Source organism: Lysinibacillus sp. OL1, assembly GCF_004332175.1.
In the GTDB taxonomy this organism is placed as follows: domain Bacteria; phylum Bacillota; class Bacilli; order Bacillales_A; family Planococcaceae; genus Lysinibacillus; species Lysinibacillus capsici.
Window position 1 is genome coordinate 250492 of the sequence record NZ_SJDS01000005.1, and the last position, 26073, is coordinate 276564.

Here is a 26073-nt window from a genome sequence, read left to right on the forward strand (position 1 = left end):
ATCCTTTCTATTTCTAAGCTATTTCTTTATGAACTATTGGTGTAACAAATTTAATAACTGCTAATGAAGCGATAACCGCTAAGCCGCCTGCAAGTAGGAAAGCTGCGGAGAATGTTCCTGTTCTGTCTACTAGGAAACCTGTTAAAGTTGGCCCAATAATACCAGCTGTGTTTGCAAGGAAGTGCATAAAGCCGCCAACAGATCCAACATACTTAGATTCCACCACATCATTAATGATTGCCCAGTAAATAGCCCCTGTTAAATATAAGAAGAAAACAGAGGTAGCAACAAGCGCAACAGCACTAACCGTTGTTGTTACAATACCTGCACAGCCAATCGATACAGCTGCTAAGAATAAACATGTCACTAGAACGACTTTACGAGAGAATAAAACTCCCTTACGCATAAAGCGTTTGTAAATGAAATCTGAGACAATTCCGCTCAATGCTAAACCTAGGAATCCTAAAATCCACGGAATAACCGTTACAATACTCATATCTTTTACAGCCATTCCACGAGCTTCTACTAGATAGCTTGGGAACCAAGTTAAGAAAAAGAATAGGATATAGTTATAGGCAAAGAACGAAAAAGCAGTAAATAATACTGTTGGTTGTTTTAAATAATAAGATAGACCACGACTATGATTGATATCTTCTGCTGCAATCTCTAAGTTTGCCATTGATTCTACACTGTCTTCTTTGTTTGGCTTTTCTTTCACCACTTTAAACCATACGATTGCCCAAATAAATCCAAGGATCATGATCGCAATAAATGAATATTTCCATCCATATGCTAATGCAATATAACCAACGATTGGACCTGCGATTGCACCACCAAGTGGCGTACCACTATTGGCTAGCCCTACTACAGAGGCACGTTTATCAGCAGGAAACCAGTTATTCACCATTTTATTTATGGTTGATGACAATGGCCCTTCCGCCATACCAAATACAATACGAACAATAATCAACGATGCGAACCCAACGACTAAAACCATTGCTCCACTAAATAAAGACCATACAATCATTGCTACAAATAGCGTTAACTTGGCACCAAATTTATCGGAAGCCATTCCACCTAAGAAGTTAAAAATGGCATACCCAACAGAGAAGCTACTAAAGATAATCCCTAATTGGGTTGACGTTAGATGAATATCTTCTTGAATAAATGGTGCTGCAATTGATAAGGCTGAACGATCTAAATAGTTAATGACACCTGCTAAAAATAGCATGACAATAACAACCGTTTTGCCATCTCCAAAAATACCTTGTTGTTTCATATCATTCACCCCTAAATTTGAAATAAATCCCCTTTGTTAAACGCCTGAATAAGCCATAAATCCACCATCAACAGGAATTGTTACGCCAGTGACAAATGCTGAGTATGTATCATCAGCTAAAAATAATAAAGTTCCTAATAAATCTTGTGGTTTTCCAAAACGCTTTTGTGGTGTAGCTGTAATGATTTTTTCTGAACGTGCAGTTAATGAACCATCCTCTGTTAGCAATAAATTACGGTTTTGTTCGGTAATAAAAAATCCAGGTGCAATGGCATTAACACGTAAACCTGCTTCTGCAAAATGCACCGCCATCCATTGCGTAAAGTTATTAATCGCTGCCTTTGCCGCGCTATATGCAGGCACTTTTGTCATAGGGGCATAGGAGCTCATGGATGAAATATTAATAATTGTCCCCTTCGTTCTCAGTAATGCTTCACCAAAAACTTGGGCAGCCAAAAATGTTCCTGTAAAATTATTCGAGAAGACGCTTTCAAAACCGTTTGGTGTTAATTCAAAGAAATTTGGTGTAGCCGATTGTTCTTTATATACTTCATCAGCCGTAATGGCATCTGGATGATTGCCGCCCGCTCCATTAATCAGTACATCAATTTGACCATATTGCTGTAAAATTGCTTGTCTCGCTGCTATTAACGACTCTTTGTTTAAAACATCCACAGAAAAATTAATTGCTTCTCCGCCATTTTCTGTAATCGATCGGACGACTGCTTCTCCTTTTTGCGCCGTACGATTTAAAATAGCAACTCGCATACCTTGCCTAGCCAATTCCATTGCCATCTCTGAGCAAAGAACACCACTACCACCCGTTACAACAGCCACTTTATTTTGCAATGCTTCATGCACCTTACTCACCTACTTTTAAAATAACTTTACGTACTTCATTTTGGTTTTTTTCTATATATTCAAATGCTTCTTTTGCTTCATGTAGTGAGAAAGTATGTGTAATTAAACCTTGATGCTGTAACTTTCCAGCATCAACAAGCTTCACTACATTTTCAAATTGAAATGTTTGTAAACGTGAGCCTTTTATCGATAATTCCTTTTTCGTAATCGGTAGTGGGGCAAGCTCAATGGCTTCCTCACCAAAGCTAAGGACTACTACTCTCCCAGCAACTGAAACAGCATCGATAGATTGCTTAAATGTTAGTGGAATACAAACTGCATCAATAGATACATTGACACCTACTCCATCTGTCCAATGATTAACAGCTTCTAATAAATCTTGCTCATTTACATTGACAACTACATCTGCACCAAGTTCTTTTGCAAAAGAGAGCTTTGCTGGATCTAGATCAGAAATCATCACGCGTGCATCTATTAATTTAGCCATCTTTAAAATACAAATGCCAATCGGTCCGGCCCCTTGAATCAATAGTGTCTCACCAGCCTGTAATTCACCACGATATACTGCCTGCGCGCCAATTGTATAAGGTTCAATTAAGACTGCCTCTTCTAAAGAGGTGTTGTCTGCTACTTTATGCAATTGCTTTTCAGCAACAACAAAACGCTCACGCATGCCTCCATCTTCATGAACACCAAAAACAGAAAGTTGTTCGCAGACATTTGGTTGTCCTTTACGGCAAGCATAGCACTCACCACAATAACGAATTGGTTCGACAACAACCTTGTCACCAGCTTTTAAACCTTGTACGTCTTGACCAACCTCTAACACTCGGCCAGCAACTTCATGCCCAGGTACACGAGGCAATGTCGCTAATGGATTCGAGCCATGATAAATATGCATGTCTGAGCCACAAATACCAACATATTCTGTTTGAACAAGGACATCTGTTGACTTTGTTATTACTGGTTCTGCTACGTCAATTAAAGCCATTTCAAAAGGTTTGATTACTTGTAGTGCTTTCATACATGTCACCTATTTCTTCAGATTTTCATAAGCATCCCAAAGTCCATTTAAATACATAATGCCAAGTGCTCGATCATATAAGCCGTAGCCTGGACGACATTGTTCTCCCCAAATATGACGACCATGATCTGGACGTACATAACCCTCATAGTTTTGGTCATTTAATGTACGTACAATATTTTTAATATCGATTGAACCATCCGATGTAAAATGTGATGTTTCAAAGAAACTACCATTTTCCATAATCTTGACATTGCGGATATGAGCAAACGGAGCACGATATGCATATTTTTCAGCGATGGCTACCATATCATTTTGTGGGTCTGCTCCCATTGAACCTGAGCAGAACGTAAAGCCATTTGCATTTGAATCAGAGATTTTAATTAATTTTTCATAGCTTTCTGCTCCTGTAATAATGCGAGGTAAGCCAAAGATGGTATATGGTGGATCATCTGGATGAATTGCCATTTGAATACCTACCTCTTCCGCAACTGGTAAAATGGCTTGTAAAAAGTAAGCTAAGTTGTCCCAAAGTTTGGCTTCATCTACTTCTTTGTACTGTTCAAATAAATCTGAGAGTCGAGCTAATCGTTCTGGTTCCCATCCTGGAAGGGTTAAATCTGAAGAAGCACTTACTTCATTCACTAGTTCTTGTGGATCTAAGTTCATGACCTTTTCCTTATCAAAATAGAGAGCCGTTGAGCCATCTTCTAGTGGATGAAATAAGTCTGTACGTGTCCAATCAAATACGGGCATGAAGTTATAGCAAATAACTTTGACACCCACTTCACCAAGGTTGCGAATCGATTGTTTATAGTTTTCGATATATTGATCACGTGTGGACAATCCTAATTTAATATCTTCATGGACATTGACACTTTCCACGACATCTGTATGGAATCCGAACGATTGAATATAGTCAACTTCATCTTGAATAGCCTCTTTAGTCCATACCTCTCCTGCTGGTAGGTGATGGAGTGCCCAAACAATACCTTTTACATTTGGTATTTGCTTCACATCTTCTAATTTCACTGTATCATTGCCACGACCATACCATCTAAATGTCATATTCATACGTCATTACCTCCTAGTTTGATAGATTTTCGATATATGCTTTGGCACGTTCAACTACACCTGCATAGCCATCTTTTGCAAATGCTTTATTTAAATCACTTCCAATCCCAACTGCAACTGCGCCTGCTTCTAACCATTCATTCATATTAGCCAAACCAACACCACCTGTAGGCATAATTGTGATATGTGGTAGAGGCCCTTTAACGGTTTTAATAAAGTTTGGTTCAAATTGATTTCCCGGGAATAGTTTAATAATGTCACTTCCCCCTTCAAGTGCTGTCACCATTTCTGTAATGGTCATACAGCCTGGTAAATATGGAATACTATAGCGATTGCAGAGCTTTGCAATTGCAGCGTTGTAGCTTGGACTAACTACAAATTTGGCACCGTTTAAAATCGCGTGACGTGCAGTTTCAACATCCAATACTGTGCCAGCTCCAATTATTGCATCGCTATTGCGTAAGGCTTTAAAAGTTTCTTCAACGAAAGGTGTTGTATACGTTATTTCAATTGCTCGAATGCCACCTGAGATAGCACCTTTTGAAATTTCCGTCGCTTCTTCAGGTGAATTTCCGCGAATAACAGCTACAATTTTCGCATCTGACAACGCTTTCAAAATTTTGATTTTTTGCATTCCTAACAACTCCTAACGCTCAATTAGTTTTTCATCACCAATAAATTGCCTTAATTCTTGTAGGGATGGAAGCCCTTCATTATCTCCTTTAATTGTTGCTACCAATGCACCTGCACCATTGGCTAAACGGAGGCGTTCTACAATATCATCACCATTTAAATAGCTATAGACATATGCAGCATCAAATGCATCCCCTGCTCCAACTGTATCAATGGCACGAATGGAAAATGCTTCTCGATTATACTGTTGAGAGGCTGTATAAACCGTGGCGCCTTCTTCACCTTTTTTCACAATAATTTCATCTATTTTATAACTCTCTTGAATGTCTTTAACTGTACGCCCTTCAAATAAAAGCTCAAATTCATCCTGTCCTGTTAAAAGAAGATTGATAGATGGGTACACTTTTTCGTATACTGCTCGGGCATCTTCTATAGTCCATAGTTTTAAACGTAAATTTGGATCAAAAGAAATTGGAATATGTTTTGCTTGTGCTAAAGCAATTAATTTCAATGCAACTTCAATGTTATGTTCACATACCGCTAAATACACGCCGCTAATATGTAATAAGTCCACATCATCCAATACTGACTCATCGATACGATCTTCTGTCAGCTCAAGTAAAGGTGATGGGTTGCGGTAGTAAAACGATTTACCTGCACCGTCTTCCCGAATCTCCTTAAAGTAGATAGACGTTGGAATATGTGGTGTTCGTAAGACATGTGATACATCAATCCCTTCACCTCGCGCAAAGTTATAAATTAATTTGCCAAATTCATCGTCTCCAATACAACTAATCCATTTTGCTTCCATATCTAAACGCGTAACACCTATCGCAAAATTTAACTCTGCACCACCCACAGCTCGCTCAAAGGAAGGAACGAAACGTAGAGGACCTGTCTTAGATGGATTAAAAACGACCATTGCATCTCCAATCGTTGCAATTCGTTTATTTGCCAATATGTTCATCCCCTTCATAAGTAAAACGTTTTAGTAAAACGTTTTACTTATACTAACACGATTTTTTTTACGTTGCAACAATAATCCGATTATTTAGATAGTTAGAATCAAATAACCATTTTTGTCTTACATGAATAAAAAAACCTCGTAAAAGACAGATAATAATCTATCCTTTTACGAGGGGAATCTATTTTATTGATAAAATGGCTTTACCTTGTAGCCGTTTTTCTCCAAATGATAGCGAATATTTTTATCGATTAGGAAGTGACCTGAACCAACAACAACAAAGTACTTACCTTCTTTTTCTTCCAATACATTCATGATTTTCTTGGCCATTTGTTCATCACGTAGACCAAATAGCATTTCATTAAATTCAGACGATGTACCTTCCATTGCTTGGAAGCTTTTTGCAAACTCTTCAACATTTCCTTGCTTCCAGCTTGTAAACCACTCTTGAAGTACTTCAGATTGATTTTCTTCCGATGGATGAATGATACTATCCAGTACAGCGACTAATGACTCTTCCTGCGCCTCTGGTGATAATCCTTCAAACATATCAACCTGTGCTCTTGTACCTTCTAATTCAATCACTGGCTTTTGCTGCAACTGTGCATTTAATAAAAAGTAGATATCGATACCGTGCATAGCCATTTCTTGAGGTGTCATACCAAATGAATCATCCATAGCTAGCATCGATAATGCACTAGAAAGCATCCATGGCTTTTGAACTGTTAGTTGGTCCATTGGTAGACCATACAGCTTTGCCACTTGTTCAAGCTTCGCATATGTTTCTGGTGCAACAGCATCTTTCAATGTTGAGCCATCTGTATACATTGCTTTCTCTGAATAGTATTCAAGTGCTTCCGTATCCAAGATATTCGCCTCTACCAGCAGTGCATCCGATTCATCAAATGCCGTTACTAATTTTTTATCGAATGGATATAAGTCTGGTGTTCCTAAATGAATAGAGCCTAATAAGTAGATAAGCGTATCCTCGTCCTCTACTACCCAGGCAACCCCTTTAGAGCCTTGTTCTGCAAGTGCATATGTACTCTGAATGAAACGAACGGCTAGCAAAACAGCCTGTTGAGTGGTTGCTTTTTTCTCTAGCTGCAGTCCATTTGGAGAGCCTTGTAATATATTTTGCTCTTTCATAAATTGCACAGCATCTGTACCAACAGGCAAATCATACCGCGCTACAATATTATACAAGCGATTGACAATATCACCACGTGTATTATCGTTTTTCACACTTAGTGGCTTGTATTGTTTATTTTCAGCTAAGCCTAGAGAGGCAACCTTCTTTTCTGTTAAAGCTAGTAGCTCATTTACTTTGTCCACTGGAATTTCCTGAAGGAAACCATCAAAGTACCATTCAGTTGAGTAAATCCCGTATTTTTCGCCCTCATTTAATGTTTCTATCGCCCATTCGCTTATCGACGGTACTAGGGGTGTTGTTTGCTCCTCAGCATGAATCACAGGAACAACTGTCGTCAGCATTAATGAGGCACCAAGCAATGCTGCACTCGTTCGTTTCATCATCTTTTTCATCAAATTCTTTTCTCTCCCTTTTCCTATTTTATGTATCAGTATCGTATGAAATTATACCATATAACATCCAACTATTTTATAAGTAAAAGTGTAAATATTGACAAATATGTATTGGCATTTCTCTATTTTGAAATAGTTATGAAGAGGTCAAATTTAATAAGACGATGACAAATTATGATGTCATCGTCTTTTTTGTTTATTAGTAGAGAAGGTTTATTGAATAAATTTAGGATCTAATATACCTAAACCACTGCCTTCAAGTTCAAACTTCACTTTTGAAACTCCATCTAAATTAACATGAACCTTTACCTTGTCTTTGATTGCTCCACTATCATAAACTAATTTCCCATCTGCGTAAATTTTCAAGAAACCTATTCCGAAGGAATTAGCTGCTAATTTTTTAATGGGTGCCAAATAGGTTTCGAATCCCTTGTAATTTCCATTAGCTAAATATTCAACTGTATGGTCTTGAACTGCGCCTCCTCCATGATAACCACCAAGCTGATAGGATCGCTCAAATTTTTCACCTGTACTAATAATGACAGAGCTTGGATTGTGGAAGAAGTGGTCTTCATCACTTCCAATAGGTTTTACATCTTTTAAAGCGATGAATTTTGGAACATCACCAATATAAACGGATTTTGTTTTCCCATCCCATGTTACTTTTTCACCTAAAGATTCAGCAATAAATCGCATTGGGACATATATCGTACCTTGATAATTAAATCCAAATTGACCTTCTGGCGGTACTTTCTCAACCTTATCTACATAGTAATTAATTGGATCCTGAAACACGCTAATTTTTTTCATGTCACTTGCTGCTTCCGTTGTTGAAAAGTAGGTAAAAGTCAAACCTCCTACTATAAAAAACCCTAAGTAACTAGTTATTATAAATAGCTTTTTCATAAAATCACTCCTTAAAATAAACATAGATATATGTAATTATACCAGAAATTTCATACAGCCTTTAAAGATTTTTATATCAGGATATTTTTTAAATTTATATGTGAGCAATTATACGATTAATGGCAAAAACTCAATCCAATTAATGAATCGAGTTTTACTGTTTAATTATCGAATAACTTTCTTCTTAAAAATAGACGGTAGAACCTCTAATAACCGTTCACGTGTAATGGGATCACAATGATTCCATATAAAATCTATGAAATGAGTCTTACCAGGAGCTAGCTCGATTAACGTGGCGATTTGTGGGCAGTGAGTAATCGTTAGTAATTCTTGGGGGGAAGCCAAAATAAAATTACGCTCTCCAGCATAGTGATTTATTTGATGCTGCTGAATTTCTATCCATGCTTGCCCTTGCTCGATTAGCTGCATTACCTGAGGAGTAGGACGAAAGCCAAGAGATTCATACAAGCTTGCAGCCAATCCAGTCTGACACATAACATAATATTTAGTATCTAACTTGAGATAAACAGTAGCCGTCTCCCCAGCAACATAAACATCTGCTAATTGCCTACGTACCAATCTTACTTTGTTCTCATATGTAGAAATCCACTTCTCTGCCGCTTTACTCCGTTCAAATAGTTTAGCGATATATCGTAACCGCTCAAATAGACTAAACTTGCTATTCAGTATAATAGTAGGAGCAATCGCATCTAGTTTCTGCAAATCATGTTCAGGATGAAAATAGCTAAGCAATAATAACTCTGGCTGCAGCTGTGCGATTTTATCCGGATCTACCCAATGCCCAATACTATGAATGTTCCTTAATTTATTGTGATAAACCACGTTATCTTTCATGATTGAGATGGCCGCCCCTATAGGGGGTATGCCTAGAACAAGTAATTCCCCAAGTGTAAATTTGCCATCAGTCACAATACGTGTTGCATCTTTAGGAACATGAATCTTTCTACCAAATGAATCGATCACTGTTCTTTCTGGAGTATGAAGTTGAATGTTTGCATATTCACGTGGGGTGTTTCCAGTTAATTTATGAAAGCATCGACTAAAATAATATTCATCCTTAAACCCAGTTTGTCGAGCTATTTTTCTCAATGGCTCAGTGGAATTACTTAGAAGTTTTTTTGCCTGGTTTATCCGTACATGAGTCAAATAATCCGTCGGCTTTTTACCAGTCAATATTTTAAACTTTTGACTATATTGCCATCTTACCATACCAGCCATGTTAGCTAATTGTTCAACTGTTAAGTCCTCATCATAATGCTGTTCTATGTACTGTACAGTCTGTTGAACCAATTTTGTCTTTTCTTCGTGCTGTATCTGGTTAGCTTGTTCATCTAACTGAACCATCATAGCTAGTATTTGCTGAAGTCTACCTTGCAACATGGCCATTTCTAATGTGGATAGAGAGGAACAAAATTGATTATTGTTCGATGCTTCATTTCCTAATACCTGCTTGACTTGAGAAAATAACAGATGATAGGGATAACCATAAAGCAAGGGTGGATGAGCAATTCGGTTCAAAGTCATTCCTTCTACTTCAAAAGTTTCAAAGGTAAAGCGAGCAAGCTGTGCCTCTTTGTTACTTGACTCTACCGTGTAGCTTTGTACAGGTAAAATGAGCGTGCAGCTTCCTTGGCGTAGATCGATTGCCATTTTGTCTACATACAGTCGTATGTCATGACTAAGTGCTATCAATAACGTGCTTAAATTTGTTTCATAATTATTTATTCCCTCATTATGGCTACTAGCTGACATTAATCGATCAACTTGAAATCGATCATAGTGTTGTAGTCTAATATATAAGGATGCCAGATTCATAAGCAACTCTCCAAATATTGAAAATGATTCTCATTATCGTTATTGTAACATATAATAACTCACTATCAACGATTGTTCGAGTATGTGGTATTTAGAATACTAGCGGTTTAAAAATTGATTGCACGGATACAATTTTTACTGTTTGCGCATCCACTCTGGTAGCTTTTGGAACAATTGCTCCAAAGCTAATAAATTATCTGTATTCCATTCATTAGGAACAACATAAACTTTCCCCTTTTTGACAGCAGGCAAAGTTCCCCATATCGGGCTTTGTAGCAGCCGATCAGCTTCTGCTTCACTTTCACTATCCTCTTGTACAATAACAAACAAATGATCACCAGCAAACTCAGGAAGCACCTCTTCGGAAACCTCTAGGAAAGATACCCCTTCTACATCAATAATATTCTTCTGTACTGATGGTGGGACAGCAAAGCCATTTTTCCCATAAATAATAGCACCTAGGCTACGATCACCCATAACATAAAGCGTCTTTCCTAGCTGATAGAAAACTGTTGCGGTTTCCCCTTCAGTTAATTGAAACTTGTCAAACATTTGTTTAGACTCTGTTTCAAACTTAGCAAGCAATTGAGCTACTTCTTCCTGCTTATCTAGGATATTCCCCATCTCTTTTACTCGTTCTGTATAAGGAAGAGCAGGATTAAAGGGAATCGTAGTAGCGATTTTTGACAATTCTTCATTAAGATTTGGATCCGCCTTGTAATAGCCATTAATAATTAGATCAGGTTTTAAAGTCAAAATCGTCTCTAAATCAGCTGGATTACCAATATCAACGATTCCTTCAAGTTTACCTTCATAGTAACTAGGAGAATCTTTAGGAAGATTATTACCAACAACCGGAATATCCATCGCCAAGAAATCACCAACTGTCTGACCAATATAAACGACTCGTTTTGGATCTGCAGGTATTTCAACCTGTTCACCTGTAATCGTTGTATATTGAACAATTGACTCACTTTCCTCTGCTTTCACATCAGATTGAGTTATTTTCTCGTTTTCCTTTTTCTGCGCAACAGATGTGTTGCCATTAGAACTACATGCCGCTAATATCAATAACAACAGGAGGAAACTCCCCCATAGTATAATTCGCTTTCCAATATACTGCTTCATATTTGTTGCCCCTTTCAGATTTACTTCAATTGAAAATGATTATCATTTACAGAGTTATTATAGATTTTATGAAAGGGCGAAACAATGGAAAAAACGCAATAATTTATTTGGATAAATGTCAATAATCAGGATTATGAAAGCCTTTTGCTTTTTTATCTTCATTTTTAGTGAAGAATTATTCATTTTAATGGTGCTTTCTATTTCGACTATATGATCAATTTAGAATCTCAAGAGAGAAAATGGTGAAATGTAAGCATAAGTATTAACTCCCTATAGAAAAAAAAGAAACCATTTCAGTGGTTTCTTTTCATATTAACAAGCTGTTGATTACTATTCTATTTGATTTCTTCAGCGAGCTCTAAAATAATTCCTTCTGGCCCACGAACGTAGCATAATTTATAAGCGTTTTCGTACCTATAAATGTCACTAATAAGTTCTGCGCCCTTCCTTGTCAATTTGTTAACGAGGGCTTCAATATCTTCAACATTGAAGGCAATATGCTGGATACCCAAAGTATTTGCTAAAGGATGCTGGATGCCTATTTCATTTGATGGCGCGTTAAATTTTACTAGTTCAATATTCGTCTCACCGTCTGGCGTTCGCAGCATTACTATTTCTAGATTTGCGTCACTATCTGACGTTCGCAATTTTGCAACGTCCTCTTTGATATCATGAAGCCCTATTACTCGCTCCATCCTCTTCACCCATTCACCCTCCACTTTTCCTTCCCCTAGCACCTCAAGGCCAAAGTCAAGAAAAAATGCTTTTGCTGCAGGAAGATCATTCACGATTATTCCCACATGATCAATCTTACGGATTTTCATATTTCATACCCCTTTCTCCTATTTTAATAATTTCCTTTTAATTGCAGAATAGCTTCCCACTGTGCTTAATCAAAAGGTTAATAGTGATTAAGTAGTATAGGCGAACCGATTGTAATTTGAATGGTAGGATTATTTTGATTAGAAAAATCTTAAGAATTTACTAAAATAGCAAAGGAAGGCCTTGTTTAAATTTTGCTTAATTTCTTGATTATACTATAATTCAAAGGGGCCTAGAATTCATTAAAACCTTAGAAGTCTCCCTTACATCGGGAGGCTTTTATATATTAAAAATATAAAAAACACCTATTAGATATTCAGATACTTTGTTTATCTAACAGGGAAGATTTAGAGATTAATTATGTGTAGTTACAGCCTTAACTAATATTTAAACCGATGATAATAGCGTGTAACAAATAATGTAAAATGAGCTGATGTATCAACACCTCCTTTTAACAATTGTATATATTGACAAAGCCGTATCTCTAGTCGGAACAAGCAAATAAATGAGGATATTTGCTTGCAGCAAACTTCTCAGTAGTTTCATGTACTGTTACTGTAACAGTTATAGAAGTAAAAATCATCCCCATTGAAACTTCCACAAATTTTTTCTCTCCTTATAGTTTGAAAGAGTTCAATAAAGGTTATAAAACACTATAACAAAATATTTAAAATACAAAATAGGAGATGGATAGTATGAGTTTCATTTGGTTTTTAATAATTGGCGGGCTTATCGGATGGCTTGCAGGTATAATTTTGGGTAAAGATATCCCAGGTGGAATTATTGGTAATATTATTGCAGGTATTATCGGCGCATGGATTGGTGGTATGCTTCTTGGAAGTTGGGGTCCTAAAATTTCTGATTTCTATATCTTCCCTGCCCTCATTGGAGCAATTATACTAGTTTTCATTTTGAGTTTAATTCTGAAATCATTGCGTAATGCTTCGTAAGCTAAATAGATCTCTTAATCTATTACTATACGATTAAGCGAATCAGATGTAACCAATAATAAATGGTGAATGTGCTTATAACAAAAAAGCGGTCTTCCACATCATATCTGTGGAGGACCGCTTTTACTTTGTTTTTAATTAACTTAACAATCCTCCGCTCCGTGAATTCAAGAAGAACAGAACAGCCTATACAACAATAGCGCCTGATTGAGGAGGATTATGCCATACAAAGCTTGATAATTAATGTTCTATAGATGTGATCCTCCACTTGCATCGAGCAATTGACCAGTTACCCAACGGCTGTCTGATGAAGCAAGAAAGGCGGCAATATCTGCCACATCCCCGGGCTCTCCAAATCTGTTGAAAATTGAAAGACCAGCCGCATATTTTTGTCCATCAAGGTTTTTCAAAGTCTCAGCATTCATTTCTGTATTAATAATCCCAGGCTGGATGGCGTTTACCGTAATATTCCGGCTCCCTAGTTGTTTGGCTAGAAGACGCGTAAACGTATCGATTGCACCTTTGGACATACTGTACGTGAAGACACTTGGTGAAGCTGCACGTGTCACAAAAGATGAAATATTAATAATACGTCCCCCATCTTTTAAACGTGGCAAAGCTTGCTGAGTAATAAAAAGTGGTGCTTTAACATTTATCTTCATTACCTCGTCAAATGATACCTCCGTCGTCTCTTCTAAACTGATAATTTGACCAATTCCAGCATTGTTGACAAGAATATCGAATCCGCAACAGCCCATATATTCCCGAATAGTATCATCCAAAGTAGTAAATAAATCTTGAATACCATCTAGTGTACTAAGGTCAGCACCAATCGCCAAAGCATTTCCTCCGCTTTGTTTGATCTGGTGAACAACTGCTTCTGCCTCATTACGTCTTTTCCCATAATGAACGACGACAAAGGCTCCCTCTTGTGCCAGACGCAATGCAATACTACGGCCAATTCCTCGACTTGATCCTGTAACTAAAGCGATTTTGCCTGTTAACTTACCCATGCTTCCATCTCCTTGTTCAATCATAGTTAGATTACATAGAGAATTATATCAAGGGACATTATTTGAAATGTTGCTCTCCTATTCTGTTTCAAGGGGTGTTTCGCTATGGATAAAAACACCCCTTTAGATTAATAGTATCCAAAGGGGTAAAATGGTGTGATTTTTTTACAAACGGTATGACTTTATTTCAAATCAACAACATATTAAATCTAATTTTTGTTCCTACTCAACAGTTACCGATTTAGCTAGGTTACGTGGTTTATCTACATCACAGCGACGGTGAAGTGCAGCATAGTAGCTAATTAATTGTAAAGGTACTACTGATACAAGTGGTGTTAGTAATTCATGAACATGCGGAATGACTAAACGGTCGCCGTCTTCATCAATGCCTGCCATCGCGATAATACATGGATATGCACCACGAGCTGCTACTTCTTTGACATTACCACGGATGTTTAATCCTACTGATGCTTGTGTGACAAGTGCAAATACAGGCGTACCTTCTTCGATTAAGGCAATTGTTCCGTGCTTCAGTTCTCCACCAGCAAAGCCTTCTGCTTGGATGTACGAGATTTCTTTTAGTTTTAAGGCACCTTCAAGGCTGACATAGAAGTCCATATTACGGCCAATGAAGAATGCATTACGTGCGATTTTTAAGTAATCTTCTGCAATGTCTTCTAGCACATCTTTAGAATCAATTATTGTTTGGATGCCATTAGCGGCAATCGCGAGCTCTTGTTTTAAATCAAATTCTAAGCCTTTGCCATTTGACTTTGCTGTCACATAGGCTGCTAATGCCAGGACTGCTACTTGTGCCACATAAGCTTTTGTAGAAGCTACAGCAATTTCTGGACCTGCATGTAATAACAAGGTATGGTCAGCTTCACGTGATAACGTAGAGCCAGGTACATTGGTAATCGTTAAAGTTGGATAGCCTAACTCTTTAATTTTTACTAGTACTTGACGGCTATCTGCTGTTTCACCTGATTGTGTAATGAAGATAAATAATGGTCTTTCTGAAAGTAATGGCATGTTATAGCCAAATTCACTAGAAATATGCACTTCTACAGGGATACCAGCCATTTTTTCGAAATATTGTTTACCGATGAGACCCGCATGATAGCTTGTGCCCGCTGCAATAATATATAAACGATCTGCTGCTCGTAATGCTTCTAAAACCTCATCATCAATCGTTAAATCACCATTGTCACCTTCATATGCTTGAATGATTTTACGAATAACTGTAGGCTGCTCATCCATTTCTTTTAACATATAGTGTGGATATGTGCCTTTTTCAATATCACTCATATCAAGCTCAGCAGTATATGGTACACGCTCTACTACAGTACCATCTAATTTTGTAATTTCCACACTTGCTTTGTGTACGATAACTACCTCTTTATCGTGAAGCTCTACGTATTGATCTGTTACCTGTAGCATCGCCATTGCATCTGACGCAACAACATTGAAGCCTTCACCAATTCCAACTAGAAGTGGTGATTTATTTTTTGCTACAAAGATTGTATCTGCTGCCTCTGCATCTAATAGTGCCAGTGCATAGGAGCCATGTAATAGAGATAATGTTTTGCGGAAAGCGTCTGCAGTGCTTAGACCATCTTTCACAAATAACTCTACTAATTGCACAATAACCTCTGTATCTGTATCAGATTTCATTGGAATGCCCTTTAAATATGTTTTTTGCAATAAGTGATAGTTTTCAATAACCCCATTATGCACAAGTGTAAAGCGTCCTGATGCACTTTGATGTGGGTGAGCATTTAAACGATTTGGCACACCATGTGTTGCCCAACGTGTATGACCAATCCCTATTTTCGCTGCAACATCTTCATCTACCGCTTCTCGTAAATCTGCAATACGCCCTTTTTCTTTGAAAACCGTTACGCCTTCCTCGTTACGTACTGCAATACCCGCTGAATCATAACCACGGTACTCTAGCTTTTCTAAGCCTTTTAATAAAATTTCCTTTGCATCTGATTCACCAATATATCCTACAATTCCACACATAATTCTCGTCCTCCGATAATGTCAATTTAATGCAATGACAAACTAGGCCTCATCCTATCGAATTTTTTGAATGCACAAGCGATGCTTTATTTTTATAAAAATAAAGCACTCCAATACACACAAGCTACTCACGCTACTCAGCCACCTGAATAGAGATCTTCGACATGTGAAGCTTCATCTATTTATCTATTGCTTTTACAATACCTTCTCCATTTTCTGTACATTCAATCACTCAAATGCTTTCAAAATGAAAAATGACAATCGGGTATGTCGATTGGGAGGCATCCGCCGAATTTTCGATAAACCTCCACCTCGTCTGCTGAAGATCTTTTCGTCCGATTTCTTCAGCTCAGGCGCTATAATTGTTTTCCGATTTTGCGCTTTCTTCCCTCCTTAGGCGCTCGTTAAAGGACAAGGTCGGACCTCATCTTCAACTTCTCCATCATACTCAATCATATGCTATCCGTCAAATTTTCGTTATAAAAAACACCTAGCCCTAAAGCTTTTTCGTGACAAATATGTAGACAAAGCGATACATAAGCACTTTGATAATACAAAATAGGCACAAGCATTTTAAATGCTTGTGCCTATCCTTTATTTACTGTCTAATAATTTAACAATTTCTCTATTAAATGCAGGAAGATCATCTGGCGTTCTACTTGTTACAAGCTGTTTTTGACAGACAAATACTTCTTCATCATGGAAGATTGCCCCTGCATTTTCTAAATCCACTTGGATGGATTTATAGCCTGTGGCGTCACGCCCATTTAATGTCTTTGCAGTAATAAGAAGTTGTGGTCCATGACAAATGGCAAAGGTAGGCTTCATTTCATCCATAAAGGACTTTGCAAATGCTACTATACGATCATCCGCACGTAATATATCAGGAGAAAAACCACCAGGAATAAATAATGCATCGTAATCTGTAGCTTTTACTTCATCAATGCCTTTATCAATTTTCACGGACTCTCCATGCTTACCCTTAACTTCCTTGCCTGCTTCGATATCAATTGTTACTAGCTGATGCCCAGCTGCTTCCAAAGCTTCTTTAGGGCTTGTAAACTCAATGTCCTCAAACATATCTGTTATAACTGTAGCAATTTTAGCCATATCAATTAAACACTCCTTGTTATTGTGACTCCTAATTACTGTTCCCCATCTCGCTTATTTAAAACATTCCTTTCAAATAAGTAAACCCGATTTCCTGTTTACGGAAATCGGGTTTACACTCTATTTCTTATTCTGTTAGGCCCATTTCTACACGTACAACATCTGCAATACGCTCGACAAAACGCTCGCAATCCGTTTCTGTTGCTGCTTCCACCATGACACGTACTAATGGCTCTGTACCTGAAGGACGTACTAAAACACGACCATTTCCAGCCATTTCAGCTTCTACCTCTGCAATTACTGCAGCTACTTTCGCATTATCAGTCACAGCATGCTTATCTGTTACACGCACATTGACAAGACGCTGAGGGTAGATTTTCATTTCACCTGCAAGTTCTGAAAGCTTTTTACCCGTCGCCTTCATAATGTTGACAAGCTGAATTCCTGTCAATAAGCCATCACCTGTTGTATTAAAATCTAGAAAGACGATATGCCCTGATTGCTCGCCACCTAAATTGTATTCATTCGCACGCATTTCTTCCACAACATAACGATCACCTACAGCTGTTTGTACACTTTGCATACCATTGTCAGCCACAGCTTTATAGAAGCCCATATTGCTCATCACTGTTGAAACAATTGTTTGCTTCTTCAAACGCCCTACCGCATTTAAATGCTTACCAATGATAAACATAATTTGGTCACCGTCAACGATTTTTCCGTTTTCATCTACAGCAATTAAACGGTCTCCATCGCCATCAAAAGCTAAACCAACATCTGCACCTTTTTCAGTAACAAACTTAGCTAGTCCTTCTGGGTGTGTTGAGCCTACACCATCATTGATATTTAAGCCAGTTGGAGAAGCTCCCATTGTAGAAATGTCCGCTTCTAAATCAGCAAATAAATGTGTAGCTAAAGATGAAGTTGCACCATGTGCACAATCAAGCGCTACGTGGATACCATCAAATTCTTCATCCACTGTTTGCTTTAAGTATTGAATATATTTTTGACCACCTTCGAAATAGTCGCTTACAGATCCTAAATCTGCTCCTATAGGACGTGGTAATTTATCCTCTTGCGCATCAATTAACGCTTCAATTTCCGCTTCCTGTGCATCTGTTAGCTTAAAGCCATCAGGACCGAAAAATTTAATACCGTTATCTGCAACTGGGTTATGTGAAGCTGAAATCATGACGCCCGCATCTGCGCTCATAATTCGAGTAAGGTATGCCACACCTGGTGTTGAAATAATACCAAGACGCATTACCTCTACCCCAATTGATAAAAGACCAGCCACAAGTGCACCTTCAAGCATCTCACCTGAAATACGTGTGTCACGACCAATTAAAACCTTTGGACGGTCAGTTGCATCTTTTGTTAAAACATAGCCGCCTATACGACCAAGTTTAAATGCAAATTCTGGTGTTAATTCACTATTCGCGACGCCACGGACGCCATCTGTTCCAAAATATTTACCCATTCTACTTATTCTCTCCTTCAATGCAAGACAGTGCCTAGTGAGTTTCTATCAAGCATTAGACACTTGTCCGCTTACTTTTGGAAAAGTCTGCCTTTGTTCATTCATTGGTAATTATTAATATTCCACTCTGCCAGTTTGTTGGATGAAACCTGAACTACAAACCTGATTGGATTTTTGATTTAGAATCAAAATAAAATTATAGTCACATATTGTTTAAGAATCAATATCTTCCGATTCCTCAGTTGACGTATTTTTATCAGTTGGAGTACTCTCATCTGTCACATCAGGTTCTTCAATTGGAGGTGGCGTTTCCTCTGTAGAAGCTGGTGTTTTCTGCTGTTCTTCTTGTTCAACCTTTGTAATATCTGCCTTCACTTTTATTTTCTTGTCAGATATTTTTGTCACACCATCTGGTAATTTTACATCAAATTCATAAGTTTTGGACTCAGTAATTTTTGACAGGTCAACTGTTATTGGAATGGATGTTAAACTGTCAATAATGGATTTTCTTCCATACACTTTAATCATTTTCGGTGAAAATGTTAATGAGTTAATGGTAATGTCCTCGGCAGCTTGCCCTGTTTCGTTAAGGACAACTGGGATCTCTCGACTATACTCCGCTATATCTACTTGAACTTTCACAATTTCAGGTTCAATAGTCACGTCTAACTTATTTAAATCTCTATCTAATACTTTTACAGCTGCTTCCTGCGTGAATGATTGCTTCAAGCCCTGCTCTCCTGTAACAGTTGCTTTTACATAACTAATGCTTTCAATAGCACTTTTTGCACCTGTTACATAAACAGTTGGCGGGTTGGCTGTCATTTCTTTTAAGATAAAACCTTCTTCAATTAAACGTTTGTTCATTTCAGGGTCCACTCGGAACTCCTGCGTGACCTTTTCCTCAATATTCACATGAACAGTTGCAGGGTCTAATGTCACTTTTAACTTTTCTGAAATATTTTCGTATTGCAGTTTTACATCATGCTCTCCTAGCAATAAATTGCTCAAATCCGCAAATATAGAAAAATCCTTAGCTCCCTTTGCTTTTAAAACCAATGCCATCGGACCTTCTATCGTTACATCCACAGTTTCAGGTAAACCTGTCACAATAAGATTTTCATTATCGTAATAAACATCCACTGGAACATCACGAATAACATCCGTTTGTTCATTTGAGGTAGCTTTATTTAAAGGTGACAACTCGGTACGCACTGAGAAGAAAAGCAAAAACGCTAAAAATAGCGCGATGATTCTAAGTACCCAAGGGCTATCCATCATTTTATCCATTCTTTTTCCCCCTCCAAGTCAACTTAGAGGATGCACTTGATTCCTGTACTGATCCGAACCACATTTTTCTTAATAATGTTTCGAACTCCTCTAGAGAAAGATTTCGATGGAGATTACCATTTAATGTTATACTAATTGCGCCTGTTTCTTCTGAAACAACAATTGTAATAGCATCTGTAACTTCACTTAAACCAAGAGCAGCACGGTGGCGTGTCCCTAACTCTTTTGAAATAAATGGGCTTTCAGATAAAGGTAAATAGCAAGCCGCTGCTGTAACTTTATCTTTTTGCATAATAACAGCCCCATCATGTAGCGGGGTATTTGGTATAAAGATATTAATCAGTAATTCTGATGAAATTTCAGCATTTAGCCCTATACCTGTTTCAATATATTCATTAAGACCTGTTTCTTTTTCAATAGAAATTAACGCACCTATTCGACGTTTAGCCATATAACTTACAGACTTCTTCATTGCCTCAATAAGTCTTGTTTGTTCTTCTTCCTCTTGACTAGATGAGCGTTGGAATAGCTTTCCTCGCCCAATTTGTTCTAAACCACGTCTGATTTCAGGTTGGAAAATAATAATAATCGCTAGGAAACCAAACTCAATAACTTGTTGTAGCATCCAACCAAGTGTTTGTAACCCTAAAAGGTCTGTTGCAATTCGTGCAATAATAATGACGAATATTCCCTTAAGTAATTGGACAGCCTTCGTACCTTTAATGAGGGTTAAGACTTTATAAACAACGTACCAAACGAGCAGTACATCAATGAAGTTAATAACAATATTCACAGGCGTTAAATCCGTGAAATGTTCGATAATTTGCACGTGGCATCCCCCACTTTTCATTACGAATCCATACACATTCAAGTATATCACATTCTTATCAAATGTAACTTTTTTCAAATAAAAAGTCTACTCAGAAGAGTAGACCTTTCAGCCTCTCACGTGCACTATTTTTTAGGACGTATAGAGTGTTATTTAGTTTCTTCTTTTTCCTCAAATGTCATGGCTGTCTTAACAGAATTTTTAATTGTATACCATAACCATTCAAATACTTCGTCAATTTCTTCGATTCTCCCTGAAACTACCGCTGAAGATGCCATATATTGCCCGTTGATTACTGTGACGTTACCATCAACTTCACCTTCAACAATCAAATCGCCATTTTTTACAACAATATCGCCTTTCACCACTTCCCCTTCAGGTACAATCACTGTTTGACCATCCACAACTAAATTAGGTTGCTTGGTCACTGAGAAATGCTGGTCATCCATGAAGCTACCCAATAATGTAGCACTCATGAATAAGCAAAATACTGCTGCTGCCACAAAGAACGGATGCCGGCGAATCCATTTTTGTATACCTACTCGACTTTTTGGTTTTGGTAAACGAGCCATAACTGCTGCTTCAAAACCCGGAGGCGCTGTAATATGGGAAGCACTCTTCACAAAGGCGATTGTTTCACTCAATTCTTGCATCAACTGTTTACAATCATTACATGTATGCAAGTGTTGTTTCAACTCTTGCTCATGCTCACGACTAATGTCACCGTCTAAATAATCATGCATATAGTCTATAATATGCTCTGGACAAGTATTCATGACGCTCCCCCTCCTACAGATTGTTTAATTGCTTACGTAATGCCTCACGTCCGCGGTGAATCCTCGTTTTCACCGTTCCAAGCGGCATATCTAAAATCTCGCTAATCTCTTGTAACGATAACTCTTCTATATATTTCAATACTATAACCGAACGGTATTTATCCGGCAATCGTCCAATTTCATATTGAATGCGATCTTGCAGCTCCATTTGTTCTAACTGCTCCTCTGGTAGCTGGTCATCTGCTGCGATTTGCGAATACATATCAAGCCCTTCTGTACCAGCTACTTCTGCATCTAAATAATAATCCGGTTTCTTTTTTCGAATACGGTCAATGCAGAGGTTTGTCGCTATGCGATAAAGCCACGTTGAAAATTTTCTTTTCTGATCAAATGTATGCAAGTTCATATAAGCTCGCACAAAAGCCTCTTGAGCAATGTCTTCAGACTCTTGTTTGTTGCCTAACATTCGATAGCATACTTGGTACAGTTTGTGCTGATAGAGACTCACAATATCGGCAAATGCGTTTTGATCGCCTTTAAGCACTTGTTTTATTCTCTTATTTACTAACGCATCCATTGTGTTGACTTCTCCACCTTTACAACTGTCTTATACTATACGAAGCACCGATAAGAAAAGTTTCGTTTTAATTCAATTATAGCAAAAGATTTTTATGCAATGTGACAACAGGCAATTTTTTGTCAAATTTTCTTTAAACTAGTGTTTCACCAAATAAAGATCCCATTAATGCAACAGCCACATTTGCTGTTGTATTCTTTTCATCTAGTATAGGATTTACCTCTACAAACTCGGCTGAAGTTACCATGCCTGATTCTTGTAACATTTCCATTGCTAAATGGCTTTCTCGGTACGTAATTCCACCTGGAACTGGTGTACCCACACCTGGCGTATAAAGTGGATCTAATCCGTCTAAATCAAGTGATAAATGTAAGCCATCAACATTTCGTTCCTTTAAATAAGCAAGTGCATCTTCCATCACACGTGTCATGCCAAGTCGGTCGATTTCATGCATTGTATATACTTTAATTCCTTGTTGACGTATCAATTCACGTTCTCCTGGGTCTACTGAACGAGCTCCAATAATAATCACGTTTTCTGGCTTAATTTTTGGAGCATAGTTGCGAATTTGCACTAAACGTTCATGTCCTAGCCCAATACTAACGGCTAACGGCATCCCATGTATATTGCCTGAAGGTGTTGTTTCAGGTGTATTTAAATCTGCATGAGCGTCATACCAGATAACACCAAGATTTTTGTAATGCTCACCTAATCCAGCTAATGTTCCAATAGCAATGCTATGGTCTCCACCGAATACGAGTGGGAATTTTTTTTGTTCCACTACTTCATGCACACTATTTGCTAATGCAGTACTAACTTCTACAACTTCCTCTAAATTTAGTAATTTTTCATCCACAGCTCCGTCTGCAAGCTTTTGACTAACACGAATATCCCCTTGATCCTGTACATCGTGTCCGATAGCCTCTAAACGTTCAACAATACCTGCATATCGAATAGCACTTGGTCCCATATCTACCCCACGGCGTGTTTGTCCATAATCTGTTGGTACTCCAATAATAGAAATATTAAGTTTATTCATGTTTTTATACCCCCTAAAAGTTATAAGAATATTGTAAAGCCTATATACCACTTGGCTCAACTCGACAAAAAGTTGTATATTTATTCATTTATAAATAACATAAAAAAATCTCCTACTGTTTTCAGCAAGAGATTAGTTATCTGTAGTTAATATAACACTTTTGAATAATTTTATTCTAAAAAAGTGAGCCATGAAGGACTCGAACCTTCGACCCTCTGATTAAAAGTCAGATGCTCTACCAACTGAGCTAATGGCTCATAAAAGAAAAAATGGCTGGGGTACTAGGATTCGAACCTAGGCATGACGGAATCAAAATCCGTTGCCTTACCGCTTGGCTATACCCCAATCATTTATAAAACTGGTGGAGGGGGACGGATTCGAACCGCCGAACCCTAAGGAGCGGATTTACAGTCCGCCGCGTTTAGCCACTTCGCTACCCCTCCGAAATAACACAATAAGAATGGTGGAGGATGACGGGCTCGAACCGCCGACCCTCTGCTTGTAAGGCAGATGCTCTCCCAGCTGAGCTAATCCTCCATAGAAACAGGTGTTATATCACAGTTTATATTCTTTATAAAGCCTAAATTTTTAAATGGTGACCCCTACGGGATTCGAACCCGTGTTACCGCCGTGAAAGGGCGGTGTCTTAACCACTTGACCAAGGGGCCAATATTACGTCTCAACAAGACAAGAATTATAATAACATTTTTAATTAATAATTGCAATGCTTTTTCACAAATTATTTTATGTATTATAGTGATTGAAAAAAGGACAAAAAAATGGCTCCGAAGGCAGGACTCGAACCTGCGACAACCTGATTAACAGTCAGGTGCTACTACCAACTGAGCTACTTCGGAACAATGCTATTCACTTCGGTTTTAAACAACCTCTTAAGTACATTTATTATTATAGCAAGCATTCTAAATAATGCAACACATTTTGTGAAAATTTTTATATTTTTTGTCGAAGTCTGCTTCTACATTCGTCTGAAAGCATAATAGTTCTCTATTAATTCTAATATTTCTATTTAACGTACTAAATATTCTTGCTGTATATTATTGTAATTGTTAAAATAAAAATAGTTTTATGAATTTTCTATCAAATTTTCTGGGGGAGGATGTTCAAGATGGTATCAAATGATTTAATTGCACCTGAATTTTATAACATCACAGAGGAATTAGAAAAATTTTCGCAAGATAGTGATCGCCAAGCAATACGTTGGTTGAATACACAACAAGAGAGACGTACAGTTTCTTATGTGGAACTTAGCCAAAAAATGAATCAATACGCAAACGCTTTTACGGAGAAGGGGCTTCAAAAAGGTGATCGTGTATTAGTTATTATTCCTCGACTTCCAGAAGCTTATTTCGTTTTTCTAGGCTGCTTAAAGGCTGGTATCGTACCCATTTCATGTTCAGAGATGCTACGTGCAAGCGATTTAGAATATCGGATGGAACATTCTTCTGCTAGTGCAGTTATTGCTTATGAGGCTTTTACTAGTGAAGTTGATCAAATTACTTCTTCTGTAGACACATTGAAAAATAAACTAGTGATTGGTGCTGCGAAAGGAGATTGGACTTCTTTAGATGAATTAGCAAGCAAGCAGCAAGCTACATTTACAGCTGTAGCTACTACACGCGATGACATGGCATTCCTATCTTATACTTCTGGTACAACTGGTAAACCTAAGGGCGTTGTTCATTCACACGGCTGGGGATATGCACATATTAGAACTGCGGCTTCAAAATGGCTTTGTGTACGTGAAGGAGACCTCGTGTGGGCAACAGCTGCTCCTGGTTGGCAAAAGTGGATATGGAGTCCTTTTTTATCAACAATCATGCTGGGCGCTACTGCATTTGTCTATCATGGTGGATTCGATGCAAAAACCTATCTTCAATTAATGCAGGATGAAAAAGTTAATGTTCTCTGTTGTACACCGACCGAATACCGGATTATGGCGAAAATCGATAATTTACAAGACTACAATCTATCATCTCTACGTAGTGCCGTTTCTGCTGGTGAGCCTTTAAACCGCCCAGTTATCGAAACATTTATGAATCATTTTGGACTAAAAGTACGTGATGGCTATGGACAAACAGAAAACACACTATTAATTGGTACACTCGAAAACACAGAATTACGTCCTGGATCTATGGGTGTTCCAACTCCAGGTAATATTGTACGTATTATCGACAATGAAGGGAATGAAGCAGCAGTTGGCGAAGTTGGTGATATTGCTGTTCACAAATCTTCACCAGCTTTATTTAAAGAATATTATAAAGAACCTGAGCGCACACAAGCTGCATTTCGTGGGGATTGGTATATTACAGGTGATCAAGCAAAATGTGATGAAGACGGTTACTTCTGGTTTGAAGGTCGTGGAGATGACATTATTATTTCATCTGGTTATACGATCGGACCATTTGAAGTTGAAGATGCATTAAACAAACATGAAGCTGTACAAGAGTGTGCAGTTGTAGCTGCGCCAGATGAAATTAGAGGGCATATTGTAAAGGCATTTGTTATCTTACGAGAAGGCTTCAAAGAATGTAATGAAGAGGAGTTAACAAAGGAGCTACAGGAGCATGTAAAAGCGTTAACAGCCCCTTATAAATACCCTCGTAGTATCGTCTTTCTTGATGAGTTACCAAAAACGACATCAGGGAAAATTCGCCGTATCGAACTACGAGCTACTACAGTTCATACACATTAAGTTAAGTATTTAAAACAAGAAGGCATCCATTGAGGATGCCTTCTTTTATGTATTGATGAATTAAAAATAGTCGGCTCAAATAAAAAAAGCCACTACTGAGTGTATCAGTAGCGACTTTTTGCGCCTAGCGACGTCCTACTCTCACAGGGGGAAGCCCCCAACTACCATCGGCGCTAAAGAGCTTAACTTCCGTGTTCGG

At 37.9% G+C, this 26073-nt stretch carries 22 protein-coding genes, 6 tRNA genes and 1 rRNA gene; 2 read left to right on the forward strand and 27 right to left on the reverse strand.

From position 1 onward, the window contains the following. Positions 1–13: 13 nt before the first annotated feature. The 11 genes from EW028_RS11920 to EW028_RS11970 form a co-directional block, all read right to left on the reverse strand. The gene (locus EW028_RS11920) at positions 14–1279 is read right to left on the reverse strand and encodes an MFS transporter (protein ID WP_112116856.1); all 1266 of its coding nucleotides are present in this window, start codon (positions 1277–1279) and stop codon (positions 14–16) included. Positions 1280–1315: 36 nt separating this feature from the next. After that, positions 1316–2149 (reverse strand): SDR family oxidoreductase, encoded by an 834-nt coding sequence (locus tag EW028_RS11925; RefSeq protein ID WP_131521024.1) that lies wholly within the window; start codon positions 2147–2149, stop codon positions 1316–1318. Next, positions 2142–3164: a zinc-binding alcohol dehydrogenase family protein gene (locus tag EW028_RS11930; RefSeq protein ID WP_131521025.1), complete on the reverse strand. Its 1023-nt coding sequence runs from the start codon at positions 3162–3164 to the stop codon at positions 2142–2144. Before EW028_RS11930 ends, EW028_RS11925 begins: the two co-directional genes overlap by 8 nt. 9 nt (positions 3165–3173) lie before the next feature. After that, entirely contained in the window at positions 3174–4238 is a 1065-nt protein-coding gene (gene uxuA / locus EW028_RS11935) for a mannonate dehydratase (protein ID WP_131521026.1), read from the reverse strand. Between the two features lie 13 nt (positions 4239–4251). Then, a complete protein-coding gene (locus EW028_RS11940; RefSeq protein ID WP_131521027.1) occupies positions 4252–4872 on the reverse strand; it encodes a bifunctional 2-keto-4-hydroxyglutarate aldolase/2-keto-3-deoxy-6-phosphogluconate aldolase in 621 nt (206 codons plus the stop codon). A 12-nt stretch (positions 4873–4884) separates the two neighbouring features. After that, positions 4885–5838 (reverse strand): sugar kinase, encoded by a 954-nt coding sequence (locus EW028_RS11945; protein WP_131521028.1) that lies wholly within the window; start codon positions 5836–5838, stop codon positions 4885–4887. Positions 5839–6021: 183 nt separating this feature from the next. Continuing rightward, the gene (locus EW028_RS11950) at positions 6022–7371 is read right to left on the reverse strand and encodes a TraB/GumN family protein (RefSeq protein WP_227744936.1); all 1350 of its coding nucleotides are present in this window, start codon (positions 7369–7371) and stop codon (positions 6022–6024) included. A 222-nt stretch (positions 7372–7593) separates the two neighbouring features. After that, positions 7594–8286 carry a stalk domain-containing protein gene (locus tag EW028_RS11955; RefSeq protein ID WP_131521030.1) on the reverse strand — a complete coding sequence of 231 codons (693 nt, stop codon included), beginning with the start codon at positions 8284–8286 and terminating at the stop codon, positions 7594–7596. A gap of 165 nt (positions 8287–8451) precedes the next feature. Then, positions 8452–10122, reverse strand: a complete 1671-nt coding sequence (locus EW028_RS11960; RefSeq protein ID WP_131521031.1) for a helix-turn-helix domain-containing protein — start codon at positions 10120–10122, stop codon at positions 8452–8454. A gap of 135 nt (positions 10123–10257) precedes the next feature. Beyond that, positions 10258–11250 carry an ABC transporter substrate-binding protein gene (locus tag EW028_RS11965; protein ID WP_193767366.1) on the reverse strand — a complete coding sequence of 331 codons (993 nt, stop codon included), beginning with the start codon at positions 11248–11250 and terminating at the stop codon, positions 10258–10260. 335 nt (positions 11251–11585) lie between these two features. After that, the gene (locus tag EW028_RS11970; protein ID WP_131521033.1) at positions 11586–12074 is read right to left on the reverse strand and encodes a VOC family protein; all 489 of its coding nucleotides are present in this window, start codon (positions 12072–12074) and stop codon (positions 11586–11588) included. Between the two features lie 693 nt (positions 12075–12767). Between EW028_RS11970 and EW028_RS11975 the strand changes: the two genes are divergently transcribed. Continuing rightward, entirely contained in the window at positions 12768–13022 is a 255-nt protein-coding gene (locus EW028_RS11975) for a GlsB/YeaQ/YmgE family stress response membrane protein (RefSeq protein ID WP_016991561.1), read from the forward strand. A gap of 248 nt (positions 13023–13270) precedes the next feature. Here EW028_RS11975 and EW028_RS11980 read toward each other — a convergent pair whose 3' ends face one another. The 15 genes from EW028_RS11980 to EW028_RS12050 all read right to left on the reverse strand — a co-directional run bounded on the left by EW028_RS11980 (position 13271) and on the right by EW028_RS12050 (position 24018). Then, positions 13271–14035, reverse strand: a complete 765-nt coding sequence (locus tag EW028_RS11980; RefSeq protein WP_131521034.1) for an SDR family oxidoreductase — start codon at positions 14033–14035, stop codon at positions 13271–13273. Between the two features lie 222 nt (positions 14036–14257). Then, the gene (gene glmS, locus EW028_RS11985) at positions 14258–16060 is read right to left on the reverse strand and encodes a glutamine--fructose-6-phosphate transaminase (isomerizing) (protein WP_131521035.1); all 1803 of its coding nucleotides are present in this window, start codon (positions 16058–16060) and stop codon (positions 14258–14260) included. Positions 16061–16654: 594 nt separating this feature from the next. Further along, positions 16655–17170, reverse strand: a complete 516-nt coding sequence (locus EW028_RS11990) for a type 1 glutamine amidotransferase domain-containing protein (RefSeq protein WP_054549732.1) — start codon at positions 17168–17170, stop codon at positions 16655–16657. A 127-nt stretch (positions 17171–17297) separates the two neighbouring features. Continuing rightward, positions 17298–18650, reverse strand: coding sequence for a phosphoglucosamine mutase (gene glmM / locus EW028_RS11995; protein WP_131521036.1), 1353 nt, complete (start codon positions 18648–18650; stop codon positions 17298–17300). A gap of 213 nt (positions 18651–18863) precedes the next feature. Then, positions 18864–19940: a CdaR family protein gene (locus EW028_RS12000; RefSeq protein ID WP_131521037.1), complete on the reverse strand. Its 1077-nt coding sequence runs from the start codon at positions 19938–19940 to the stop codon at positions 18864–18866. Beyond that, positions 19933–20769 (reverse strand): diadenylate cyclase CdaA, encoded by an 837-nt coding sequence (gene cdaA, locus EW028_RS12005; protein ID WP_131521038.1) that lies wholly within the window; start codon positions 20767–20769, stop codon positions 19933–19935. Before cdaA ends, EW028_RS12000 begins: the two co-directional genes overlap by 8 nt. 149 nt (positions 20770–20918) lie before the next feature. Continuing rightward, entirely contained in the window at positions 20919–21545 is a 627-nt protein-coding gene (locus EW028_RS12010) for an anti-sigma factor family protein (RefSeq protein ID WP_004225400.1), read from the reverse strand. A gap of 13 nt (positions 21546–21558) precedes the next feature. Further along, positions 21559–22122 carry an RNA polymerase sigma factor SigW gene (sigW, locus tag EW028_RS12015; protein WP_004225410.1) on the reverse strand — a complete coding sequence of 188 codons (564 nt, stop codon included), beginning with the start codon at positions 22120–22122 and terminating at the stop codon, positions 21559–21561. Positions 22123–22255: 133 nt separating this feature from the next. Next, complete coding sequence (gene rocF / locus EW028_RS12020) at positions 22256–23161, reverse strand: arginase (protein WP_131521039.1); 906 nt, start codon at positions 23159–23161, stop codon at positions 22256–22258. 184 nt (positions 23162–23345) lie between these two features. Continuing rightward, positions 23346–23418 (reverse strand) — tRNA-Lys (locus EW028_RS12025). 13 nt (positions 23419–23431) lie between these two features. Next, a tRNA-Gln gene (locus EW028_RS12030) sits at positions 23432–23506 on the reverse strand. A gap of 14 nt (positions 23507–23520) precedes the next feature. Further along, positions 23521–23604, reverse strand: a tRNA-Tyr gene (locus tag EW028_RS12035). Between the two features lie 18 nt (positions 23605–23622). Further along, positions 23623–23698 (reverse strand) — tRNA-Val (locus EW028_RS12040). 56 nt (positions 23699–23754) lie between these two features. Further along, positions 23755–23829, reverse strand: a tRNA-Glu gene (locus tag EW028_RS12045). Positions 23830–23941: 112 nt separating this feature from the next. Next, positions 23942–24018, reverse strand: a tRNA-Asn gene (locus EW028_RS12050). A gap of 269 nt (positions 24019–24287) precedes the next feature. Here EW028_RS12050 and mbcS point away from each other — a divergent pair. Further along, positions 24288–25874 carry an acyl-CoA synthetase MbcS gene (mbcS, locus tag EW028_RS12055; RefSeq protein WP_131521040.1) on the forward strand — a complete coding sequence of 529 codons (1587 nt, stop codon included), beginning with the start codon at positions 24288–24290 and terminating at the stop codon, positions 25872–25874. A gap of 122 nt (positions 25875–25996) precedes the next feature. Here the strand turns inward: mbcS and rrf are convergent. Then, positions 25997–26073 (reverse strand): 5S ribosomal RNA (gene rrf, locus EW028_RS26410); the annotation flags it as partial.